9 protein-coding genes are annotated in these 11,080 nt (G+C 67.1%); all 9 read right to left on the bottom strand.

The genetic code is table 11. The annotated features are described in order from the left end of the window. Positions 1–642: hypothetical protein (locus tag CXY82_RS17485; protein ID WP_199180848.1), on the bottom strand; the 642-nt coding region annotated here is incomplete at its 3' end. Between the two features lie 29 nt (positions 643–671). Beyond that, entirely contained in the window at positions 672–1,763 is a 1,092-nt protein-coding gene (locus CXY82_RS01655) for a hypothetical protein (protein WP_104100817.1), read from the bottom strand. A 110-nt stretch (positions 1,764–1,873) separates the two neighbouring features. Beyond that, on the bottom strand, positions 1,874–4,534 hold the full coding sequence (locus tag CXY82_RS01650; RefSeq protein ID WP_104169396.1) for a hypothetical protein: 2,661 nt from the start codon (positions 4,532–4,534) through the stop codon (positions 1,874–1,876). After that, complete coding sequence (gene pstS, locus CXY82_RS01645; protein WP_166786667.1) at positions 4,531–6,210, bottom strand: phosphate ABC transporter substrate-binding protein PstS; 1,680 nt, start codon at positions 6,208–6,210, stop codon at positions 4,531–4,533. Before pstS ends, CXY82_RS01650 begins: the two co-directional genes overlap by 4 nt. Then, positions 6,207–7,508 (bottom strand): phosphate ABC transporter permease PstA, encoded by a 1,302-nt coding sequence (gene pstA / locus CXY82_RS01640; RefSeq protein WP_104169395.1) that lies wholly within the window; start codon positions 7,506–7,508, stop codon positions 6,207–6,209. Before pstA ends, pstS begins: the two co-directional genes overlap by 4 nt. Beyond that, entirely contained in the window at positions 7,508–8,548 is a 1,041-nt protein-coding gene (gene pstC / locus CXY82_RS01635; RefSeq protein ID WP_104169394.1) for a phosphate ABC transporter permease subunit PstC, read from the bottom strand. The genes pstA and pstC overlap by 1 nt, the downstream gene beginning before the upstream one ends. A gap of 325 nt (positions 8,549–8,873) precedes the next feature. After that, a complete protein-coding gene (locus tag CXY82_RS01630) occupies positions 8,874–9,686 on the bottom strand; it encodes a lytic transglycosylase domain-containing protein (protein ID WP_233199120.1) in 813 nt (270 codons plus the stop codon). A gap of 2 nt (positions 9,687–9,688) precedes the next feature. Further along, positions 9,689–10,228, bottom strand: a complete 540-nt coding sequence (locus tag CXY82_RS01625; RefSeq protein WP_104169392.1) for a hypothetical protein — start codon at positions 10,226–10,228, stop codon at positions 9,689–9,691. Positions 10,229–10,420: 192 nt separating this feature from the next. Next, entirely contained in the window at positions 10,421–11,080 is a 660-nt protein-coding gene (locus tag CXY82_RS01620; protein WP_104169391.1) for a methionine ABC transporter permease, read from the bottom strand.

The following is an 11,080-nucleotide window of genomic DNA, read 5'->3' as shown; positions in this document are numbered from 1 at the left end:
CGGCGTCACAGTCGGCGTCGGCGTCACAGTCGGCGTCGGCGTCGGCGTCGGAGTCGGTGTCGTCGTTGGTGTCGGCGTCGGCGTCGGCGTCACCGGCACATCGGCCTGCGGCAGGAACGTGAAGGCGCCGGTGACCGGAACGACGCTGATCGTACGGTAGAAGGCGGCGGTCACTGTGACGCCAGAGTTCATCGTGCACGCGAGGCCCAGGCTGTAGTTGCCGCCGGCGTTCCTGGCCGCAGTCTGGGAGTTATTGATGAGCGAGATCGGCGCGAGGGTCGGGTTGAGCACGTTGCGTGTCGCTCCGTTGAACGCGAGGGGCGCGTACGCCTTCCAGGTGAGGACGGTGTTTTCGGTTCCGGGGGTGGCCAGGAAGGCGAAGATATTCGTTGAGTTCGCCGGGCAGGTGAACTCGCCGTTGATGTCGCCCTGAGTGGAGGAGCCGAAGAGGTCCTCCTTCCAGCCCCAGACGCGGCCGTCCGACACCTGGACGGCATCCGTGTCGTACATGTAGACGGGAGCGGCAGAACCATTCGTCTGCGTCGCGGCTGTCGCGGCAGTCGCCGCGGCCGTGGCTCCGGCGACCAGAGCGAGCGAAACGACGCCGGCGGCGACGAGACGCGACTTCTTGTTGATCTTCATTTATTTACAGTCCTGTTCTTGGGCGGAGGTCACTTGGAGATTCGAACGGCGGTGGTGGTCGAGGGTGCGAGAATGCCGAATTTTTTCTTCAACGAACCGGCTTTGGCGGCAAAAGTCGTCTGCGAGTTCGTCAGGCTGGCGCTCTTTGTCGGATCGAGCAGGTCGGCCAGAGTCGAGTCATACGCGGCATTCGTCGGGTCAACTCGTGCGTACTGCACAACGAGGTACGTGTCGCGTCCCCAACGAGAGTCGGCGTAGTAGGCGGCCACCGGGGCCATCGAGGTGCCGGTGCCTGTCACGGGGGTGGTGCCTGCGACCAGGGAACCCAGGACCGTGGTGTCCTTCTTCTTGGGGAAGCTCGCACCGGTGTTCATGGCGACCCAGCGGGACACCGACATAGGCGCGACAGTGTTGATGCCCAGGTCAGAGGCGTCGTGCTCCTGACCCACGGTGACGCAGGAGCCCAGGGTCGAATCCGTGACGCCGATCTTGGACATGAAGTCCTTGCGCGTTCCGGAACCGGCCTGCGGGATGACCGGTGTGACCTTCACTCCGCCGAGGGTGGTGACGCTGCAGGTGTAAAGACTCGTCATGGTCGCGGTGTCGATGGTACCGATGCCGGCTGCCGTCGAAGCGCTGTCATACGCGTAGGCGATCGCATCGCGACCGAAAGGCACCTGAATCAGGCTACCTGCCGGGTCGACCGTGCCTGATCCGGACGAACGGGCGATGTCGATCTGCCCCGTGATGACGACGCCCGCGGGCGCGCCGACGGTTCCGGAGGTGTACGGGGCGCCGTCAATGGAACGGAGAAGGGCCGTGCGCCCGTCGCTTGAGCCATTCGGGCGACCGAAACGCACACCGGAGGACTTCGTCGTGATGAACGGGGTGCCGGTCGCGTCGAACGAGCCGATGCTGTTTCCGTTGGCTGTCGAACGAACCGACGCTCCCGAAAGGCCCGAACCGTTGGCCAGGGCGCTGACGACGTCCTCGAGGGTGTCGGAGCCGACGATGGAGTAGCTGTTCGAGACGGGCTCGGCGTTAGCCGGGCTGACGATGACAAGGCCGGAGATGGCCACGCCGACAGTTGCGCAGAGTGCAAGAGCCTTCTTGGTGTTCACTGGGGTGCCTTTCGAGAGTGATGCAGGAGACGGACCCGGATGGGTCCCTCTTGTCTCAGCGCTACGGTCCGAAGCGGGGAACCCGCGCGAAGCGTCACGTTGGGCGCGCATCAGGATCGTCTCCGAACGCGCGAAATCAAGGGGACGCCGCAAGCGGCGACCAGGCCGGAGAGCAGCCCGGCCGGCACCGCCGCGCGTACCGGTCCCATGACCGGGTCCGCGGGCGTCGGTCTCGCCACCAGGGGGTCGACGACGGTGCCCGTCGCGGCCGGGTCGACCGCGGCGTCGGCCACCACCGGCGCGGCCTGAGCCTGGAACTCTGCCGGACCGTACGTCGACGGGGTCGGCACATAGGCCGGCCTGTCGACCGCAGGGGCAGTCTCGGGCACGGCCGTTGTGGCGACCGGGCTGCCGCCCTGTTCGATTGCGGTCGCGGCGGCGAGCGCCTGGTCCACCCAGCTCTTCGGGAGCGGGGTGTAGCCGCGCGGCAGCTGCCCGATCTCCGTCCCGGGTACCTGGCCTGCCACCACCGCGTACCGGATCAGGTTGGCGTAGATGGCCCGCTGGGCGGCATCCGTTTGCAGCGGATTCAACGCAGCATAGACCGGCATCGTCATTGGGTACGCTGTGGCGGCAGCCTTGGCGCTTGGGTTCGCCGGGTCGTATTCGAGCACCTCGGGGTTGGCGCTGGTCGGCACCATGGCGGCGGAGGCCGCGAGCATGGACTCCGTCGACGGCGCCACGAACGCGCCCGCGGAGTTCTGCAACGACGCCGTCACCGTTTGGTAGCGAGCGGCCGCGGCCGCGGTGGTGACGCCAAGCACGCGCTGGTTGCCCACCAGGCTTCGCACGCTCTTACCGAACTTCGGCGGGACGCTGGTGGGGTTCCAGTCGCCGAGCTCCTGCCCGTCGCCGCGCAGGGTGAGATACGCGCCGCTCTCGAAGTCGCTGGTGTAGGGGCGCCAGGTGACCAGGTTCACCGCCGTTGTTCCGGTGCCGGCAGCGGGCCGCTCCAGTGGATCAGCCTTCGGAAAATTCGTGCGGGGAAGCGTCATGGCCGTCCCCGACGGGTTGACAGCGGCATTGGTGGACGACCACGGGTTGACTTTCATGCCCCACGTGTCGGGCGTTCCGTTCAGGAATTCGACGGCGGCTGGGTCGGAGAGGACGTAACGCCACAGTTGCTGGGCCTCGTCGGATCTCCCCGCGGGGAGGAGCATGTCTCCCAGGGACGGCCCGGTCAGGTCCTGGTACTTCCACTCATCGTCGTTCACCGCCAGGAAATCGGGGTCGACCGTGAGGTTGCGCGCGTTCGCGCCAGGGTTCGCGGAGTCGGTGTAGCCGAAAAACTTGAGGGAGTCCGACGTGGCCGGCGCCCCGGAAGGCAGTGAGTCGAGATACGAATTAGTGAGGAGTTTGGCGACCAGGCGCGGGGTGAGGTTCAGTGACGTGAACGCCTCGGTATTCCTGGCTTTGTATTCCTGGGGAACTGCGCCAACCGGTTTCACCCGACGGTCGATGGAGAACGAAACCGCGACGCCGCTGAGGGCGATCGGTGCGTACGCGACGGGATCGGCCCCGTCGGTTTGCAGGGGGCGCGAGGTGAGAGCCAGCGGGCTGGGTGTCGTGAGGCTCGCCGCGGCAAGCGCGTCCTCCTCGTTGCCGATGCTGAGCGCGAACGAGGAACCCGTCGCACCGGTGCACAGTTTGGGTTGCCATGACCCGATCGCCGCGGCGACGAGTTCGCTTCCGGAGAGCTGCTTCTCGGCCGAGCCGATGGCGCAGCGCTGGCCGATGGGCTTGAAGTCCAGCTTGACGGCCACGCTGTGCTTCCAGGAGTCCCACAGCAGGCCGGACTTGGTGATGTAGGACTCCCCCGCGTCGCTTTTTCCGCGCGGGATGACCACGAGCCAGCAGGATTTTCCGGAGACAGTGCCGTCCGCGGCGGTCACGGGCGTGCCACAGCCCAGACCCGGGGACTGCATCGCGGTCTGCACCTCGAATTTGACGGAGCCGTCGCCACTGTCGCTCGACCCGGCCCAGGGCACCTCATTCGTCGTGTACTGGGTGTAAAACTCGTTGGTGGCCAGGTCAACGCCGGAGATGCCGTCGGGCAATGTGACCCCTGTTTCGGACGGCGGCCCGGTGGCCTTCTGCACGAGGCCCGTCAAGGGATCCATGACATGGTGCGTGAGCACGTTGGCCGAGTCGGCGAACACCGAAGAGATCGAACCCCCCGTGGATGCGCGGTAGGGAATCGCGGTGAATGCCGGAATTGTGAACCCGTTGGCCGGCGATGTGTACTGCGAGTCCTGCGGTGCCACCTGGTCCTGGCTGACCGCGGTGTCGCGCGTGGACGCGGCCTTGCCGGGGAAGCCGCCGTACTGGCAGGTCGTGCGATCCGGGCGGCTGGAATTCGCCGGGTCGTCTCCCCAGCACTGCGCGATCTGGAGGAAGTCCTGGCCTCCCGAGCTGCCATCGGGCCGCTCGGACTTCGTGCCTCCGCTCCAGTTGACGACGATGCCCTGGGAAACGAGGTCCTCGGTCTGGGACACGGTGACCTTGAGATCGGGGAAGGGGGCGGTGGCGACGTCCGGGTCGTAGCCCCTCGATGCGACCGTGACCGCGGTCGACGTGTCAGCGGATGCCGCAGAGGGGGCCAGGGAGCCGAGCGCGGCAACACCCACGCCGACCAGCAGACCGACGACGACTCCGCTGGCGCCGGCGCGGGCCCAGAGTGCGTTCTTTGGGGCGAACGTGAGGCGCTTCACTTGGTTCCTGCCTTAGCGACACGCGGTTTGAACCGACCGGCGAGCACCGGCGGCAGCACGGCGGCGGCCAGCAGGAGAAGGCCGGCGACGAGCATGATCGATTGCTGGGCGCCCCACCCGCTCTTCGCCAACGTGAACGGTGCGGCGATGGCCGTGCCGACCACGCCGGTTGCCGTGGCGCCGACCGTGGACACGAGGGCGCCGTTCTCGTCGTACACGGGCGCGGCCACCGGGCCTGATGCCGCCTCCTTTCCGCCGGGCGCTGCCGCCCCTGTTCCCCCGGGCCCTGCTGACGAAGCCGTTTCCCCGGCAGTTGTCGCGGCGGCTGAGCCGGCCGCGCCACCACCCGATCCGCTACCGGACACTGCGGTGTCGGCCAGCGCCCCGGCCGTGCCGGTGGTGCACTGGTTGGCCCCTATCTTGTCGCAGGCGGCCGGCTGGAGAGCCGTGGTGGCCAGCAGGTTGTTTGACGGGGAGTCACCTGGTTTGAATGTCGGGTTGTTGCATTTGTTGATGTCGACGCCGCTGACATCGGCGCCTGGCACTCGCTTGATCTGGTCGAAGCCAGCCAGCACGAGGTTCATCGGCAGAGGCGAGTAGCCCAGGGCTTCGGCCTGCTGCTGCCCCTCGCAGAGCATGTAATGAGCGAAGGTACCGAGGGTCAGGCCCTTCTTGGCGGTGAAGACGCCGCCGACTTCGGTCGGCACGATCATGTAGGAGTAGCTCGCGAGTGGGTAGGTGCGGGGGTCCGCGTTGTTGTACACGCCGTCCAGGATCTGGGTGAGGTAGGTAGGCCCGGGTGTGGTGTTGATGGATGCCTTCAGCAGTGCGACGGCCACGGAATTGGCCGTGGGTTCCGTGTAGTAACCCGCTGCGTTGAGCACCTTGGCGACGGGGAAACCGGAGTTCTTGGCGTAGGAGTACTCCACGTAGGTGATCGCACCCTCGCCGTAGTCCTGGCTCACGTAGCCGGCGACGCCTGAGGATCCGCTTTGCGCCTTGGCGTTGCCGTAGGTGGGGAACTGCGAGGTGAGGCCGCAGGGGGCAGACCGGCCGACCTTCGTGCAGAAGGAATTCCAGAGGGCCGGGTGCTGCTTGGACATCCAGAGTGTGAATTGCGCCGTGGAGCCGGAGCCGTCCGAGCGAACGACGGGCACGATGCCCTTGTCGGGCATGGCCAGCCCGGGGTTGTCGGTCGCGATGGCAGGGTCGTTCCACTTCGTGATGGCGCCGGTGAAGATCTTGGTGATGACCTCTCCGCTGAGCCGAAGGTTTGTGACTCGCTTGCCGCCGATTTTCAGGTTGTACATGAAGGAAGTGCCACCAGCCACGATGGGCATGTATGCGTAACCGCGGGCAGGCACCTCGGGTGCCGAACCGTCCTCCGGGGCGGTCTGGAACGGGATCTCGCTGACGGCGAAGTCCACGTTGCCCGCGACGAAGTCACGGCGCCCGGCCGACGAGCCGACTCCGGAGTAGTTCACCGTCATCGCGTAGTTATTGGCAACATTCTTGCGCCACTGGTCCAGGGCGTTCTGCGACCAGGTCGAGCCGGTGCCGGTGATTTGGTCGTAACTCGCTGCCTGGGCAGCTGGCGCCGTGGAGACGCTCAGCAGCACAACGACGAGCGCGAATAAGGCTCGGACTGTGCGAATCTGTCGGGTTTGCGGCGTCACGAGGACGTCTCCTTCGTGGTGAGGTCGGTAGGTGAACTCGTCGGCCGGAGCATTGAATTGGTTCCGGTGATCCCCGGACCGAGGTCACCCCGTACGCTCATCCGTTGCAGGTCTCGCTCCGATGCGGCGTCGACGCGCAGTTGCCGCCGACGGGACAACTGGCCGGGACCGGTACCGCCGATGAGTCGAGCAATGGCGAAGAGGGTGAGCACCAGGAGGATCAGGACGGCGGCCGTGCCGAAACCTCGGGCGATCATGGTGGGCTCAGGAGACTTGACGAAGTCGAAGACCTGCAGCGGGAGGGAGATCATCGGGCCGGCGAAGGGGTTCAGGTTGGTCACCGCGGTGACACCCGAGGTGAGCAACACAGGGCTGGTCTCGCCGATGCCGCGGGCTGTGCCCAGGATCACGGCCGTTGCCAGTCCGGGCCGGGCGGTCGGCAACACGACATACCAGATGGTGGCCCAGCGGGTGGAACCGAGGGCATAGGCGGCCTCTCGCAGGTTGCCGGCGACCAGGCGAAGCACGATATCCGAGGCCCGAATGACGATCGGGAGCATCATGACGGTGATCGCCATGGCCGCGGCGAAGCCTGACCGCTGGTGCGTGATCAGCACGATGATCGCCGAGTAGACGAACAGGCCGGCCACGATGGACGGCAGCGCGGTCATCGCATCCGAAATGGTGCGCACGAACCTCGCGAATCGGCCACCGACCTCGTTCAGGAACAGGGCGGTCGTGATGCCGAGCGGAATCGTGATCGCCAGCGCCATCGAAATCTGCATGAGCGTGCCCAGGATCGCGTGCACGATACCGCCCATGTCGAGGCCGTCGAGGGGTCCGGCCAATTCCATGCTCTGGGTGAAGAAGTTCAGATGAGGCAGGGCTTCCTGCCCGCGTATCAGAGTGAACGCCACGACGAAGACCAGGGCGCCGAAGAGCACCACACCGGCGCTTGATAGCAGCACCGCCATCACGCGGTCCTTGACCTCCTGCGCGTCGCTCGTGAAGCTTACGAGCAGGGCGTAGAAGCCAAGGAACGCCAGATACGCCACGAGCGCCCAGCCCACGCCGCCGGAAAGCGGAGTGATCCAGCCGAAGAGGAGCACCGCGACGGCGATTCCGGCTGCGGCGGCACCGAGAACGTTGAACCGGTCGTCGAGCCGGGCGCCGCGCACCCGGCGTCGCGGTCCGATCGGGGTGCCGTCGTAGGCCGGGATCGTCGTGGTGTGGGTGTCGTTCGTCGTGAGGGTGCTGGTCGCGGCGTGCGTGATGTTGGGTGCGTGCGTGATCGTCATCAGTCGCTCTCCGCCCCGGATCGAGACCGTGCCACGATCGACGAGGCCGTGAAGTTGATCACGAGGGTGATCAGGAACAGTACGAGTCCGGCTGCCATCAGCGCGGAGAGGCCGAATGAGCTGGATTCGCCGTAGCGGAGGGCGATGAGCGCGGAGACGGAGTTGGTGCCGGTCTTCAGCACCTCCCAGTTGATCGTGAAGATCGGCGAAATGATCATGTAGACGGCGATGGTTTCACCGAGAGCGCGGCCGAGGCCGAGCATGGTGCCGCCGATGATGCCGCCACGACCGAAGGGCAGCACGACCGCACGGATCATGCCCCAGCGCGTCGACCCGAGCGCGAAGGCGGCCTCGCGCTCGCCGATCGGCGCCTGGGAGAAGGCCTCGCGCATGACCGACGTCTGGGTCGGGACCACCATGAGGCCGACGACAATGCCGGCGATGAACGCCGAGGAGGTGAACGCGCTGGCCTCGGTGAGCGCTTGCCCACTGGCGTCCGCCACCCGGAACAGCGGGATCCAGCCGAAGTAGGTGGAGATCCAGGTGGCGACCGGGATCACGTTGGCCTGCAGGAAGAAGACGCCCCAGAGGCCGAAGACCACGCTCGGCACGGCGGCCATCAGGTCGACGAGCGTGACGAGCGTGGAGCGCATCCGGCCCTGGGCGACCTCGGAGATGAGTAGGGCCGTGCCGAGGGCGAGCGGCACGGCGACGCACATCGCGATCACCGCGATCGTGATGGTGCCGAACAAGACGGATGCGATGCCGAATTTCTGCGACTCCGGCGACCAGTCCTGCTCGACCAGAAAGCTGAACCCGGCGACGCCGAGGGCCTCCGAGGCACGCAACGAAAGGAACACGCCCACGGCGAGCATGATCGCCACGGTGATGCAGCCGGCGAAGAAGGCCACCGAACGGAACACCGAGTCCGAGACCGAGGGACGTGCTGTCAGTAAGCGGCGCGGGGACGAGTCCGGGTTCGCCGGGTCGACCGTTGGCGGCTCGATCGCAGGCGCGTCGAAGAGGGTCGAAAACGACATGGGTGTCCTTGCACATTCGGGTGTGGGGAGCGGAACGAACGTGGCGGTAGCACGTCCGAGACACATGTTTGGGGCGCTTGGTTAACACTGAGCGTCGATTTGTCCAGCTAGAGGTGGACGCGTAGTGGAGAGTTGAGCGCGCGGGATTGCACCCGGTGCAGGACCGGGGGCCCCGCAGAGGGCGCCCGCACGTGGGCGCGCAGAGGGCGCCCGCACGTGGGCGCGCATCACGGCGGCAGCCGAGTCACGGGAGAACGGCGGCCGCGCGGTGAGCGCGAAGTGGCGTGCGCCACCGAGCGGTACAGCTCGCTACGTTTATACGGCGTCACCGCGCGCCCGCCAGCGCGGCGTAGGTATTCGCGGTCGCGGCAACGGTGTTCACATAGGAATCGACGTGGTTGTACGCGAACACGGCGGCGCGCCAGCGATCGGGCCGGGACAGCTCGCCGTAGTGGCAGAGGTAGCGGCCGGCGGCGAGGGCGGCATCGTCGATTTGTTGCGGGTCGTCGACGCCGTCCCCGTTGCCGTCGGCGCCCCATCGCTGCCAGGTCGCCGGAATGAATTGCAGGGGCCCGACCGCGCGGTCCCATTCGGTGCTGCCGTCCCAGACTCCGCGATCGGTGTCGCTCATCGCGGCGAAAGCGCTGCCATCGAGTGCGGGGCCGAAGATGCCCGGGCGGGCGGCGCCATCCGCGCCGAGTGCCGAACCGTCGTGGCTGCCGTGACCGGATTCGACGTTGCCGAGGGCGGCCAGGGTACTCCAACCGAGGTGGCAGCCCGGTTGTTCGGCCGCCAGGGCCAGGGACGCCCCTGCATAGCCGAGCAGGGCGCGCACTGGGATGCCAGCCGCTTGGGCGACGCGGACGGCCCAGGCAGGGTCGGCGAGCGCCGCATTGCCATCAATCGGAGGCGTAACCGTCGGCAGGGCAAGCGTGGCGGGCGCTGGTTCGGCCGCGGGCAGCGATCGGGCAACCTCTGGCGGCACGGTGGTGATGACCGCCGACGCGGCCGGTGCGAGACTCGCCCGCACGCCCTCGGGTGCCTGGAAACCGGGTACCAGCCAGCCGAAGACCAGCCAGCCGAGCACGGAGAGGCCGGCGACCGTGGCGATCATGGGGGTTCCGCGGTGCTTGCGCACGGTCACCAGGACAGGGCCCGTTCCTCGTCGGAGAGTACCCGGTTGCCGCGCTGCCCGGCCTCCGTGGCATGACGGGCGTCCGCACCGACGAGCGCGCTGTGGAAAGCCTCAATGGTTCCAGCCGAGGCCTCGCGGCTGGTCGACGCCCCGCCATACCAGCGCCCTGCAGTCATCACGACTACATCACCGACGCTGATCACCCACCCGTGTGTGCCGGCCTTGGGACCCGTGACAACCGTGGCGACCATCGAATCGCACTGGCCCTTGAGTTCGAGGACGTGGGCTCGCGCGCTGGAGAACGTTGCGTAGACGGAGGAGCTACGGCCGAGCTCGCGCCGGTTCGAGGCGAGCAGTCGCCAGATACCGGAGTGCCGCGGCGCTCCCGTGAGCAAGGGACCGGCGCGGTGCCCGTCACGCACGGCGACCGCCCTAACGGGAGTGCCGACATTCTGCACGCTCTCACGGAAAGCCACCCATCCGTGCAATCGGGGGTCGGCGGCGGATTCAAACGCCGAGAAGACGATGCTCGGGCTCGGCGACAAGATGACTCCCTGGGCAAGGATGATGCAGCGAAGGGGCCACTGTGACGTGTGAGCGGCTCGAATAGGCCGACCCCGCGTGTACTTTCCAGCCCACGAATGTCCGGTTCGGGAGCATCACCTGAACCGGAGGTGAACGAGGGATGGCCGGCGCGGTAAGAACGCGCGAAAGATGTCCCGCACTTGGGGGTCGTCTTACCGGCGGAATGCCTTCCGGGCCAGCCAGTTTCCGAGGAACTGCACCAGCTGCACGAGCACGATGATCAGCAGCACGGCCGCCCAGGTCACCACGGGATTGAACTGGCGGTAGCCGTAGAGCAGCGCGAAGTTTCCGAGGCCGCCGCCGCCGACGTAGCCGGCTACCGCCGACATGTCCACGAGCGCCACGAAGATGAAGGTGTAGCCGAGGATGAGCGGGCCGAGCGCCTCGGGCAGCAGCACCGTGAAGATGATCCGGATCGGCCCGGCCCCCACACTGCGGGCCGCCTCGATCACACCGGGCGTCACCGTGAGGAGGTTCTGCTCCACGATGCGCCCCATGGCGAAGGATGCCGCGAGCGAGATCGTGAAGATGATCGCCGCGTTGCCGATGCCGGTTCCCACCACGGCCCGGGCCAGCGGCTGGGCGGCGGCCAGGAAGATGATGAACGGGATCGGCCGCACGATGTTCACCAGCAGGTTCAGCACCACGAAGACCCCGCGGTTCTCGAGGATGCTGCCGGCGCGGGTCAGATACAGGCCGAGGCCCACGAGCAGGCCGCCGATCCCGCCGAAGAAGAGCGTGAGGCCGACGATGTAGAGGGTCTCCCCCGCGGCGATCCAGAGTTCGGGCAACAGGTCGATCAGGCTGTCCAT

Origin of the sequence: Cryobacterium sp. M23 (genome assembly GCF_002929655.1) — a bacterium.
GTDB classification, from domain to species: domain Bacteria; phylum Actinomycetota; class Actinomycetes; order Actinomycetales; family Microbacteriaceae; genus Cryobacterium; species Cryobacterium sandaracinum.
The sequence above is the reverse complement of the archived record's forward strand: the minus strand, read 5'-3'. Positions and strand labels throughout refer to the sequence as shown.

Bases quoted from the DNA above. Each gene is read 5' to 3' on its own strand.
- pstA (WP_104169395.1), bottom strand. From the start codon at position 7,508: ATGACGATCACGCACGCACCCAACATCACGCACGCCGCGACCAGCACC.
- pstC (WP_104169394.1), bottom strand. From the start codon at position 8,548: ATGTCGTTTTCGACCCTCTTCGACGCGCCTGCGATCGAGCCGCCAACG.
- CXY82_RS01620 (WP_104169391.1), bottom strand. From the start codon at position 11,080: ATGGACAGCCTGATCGACCTGTTGCCCGAACTCTGGATCGCCGCGGGG.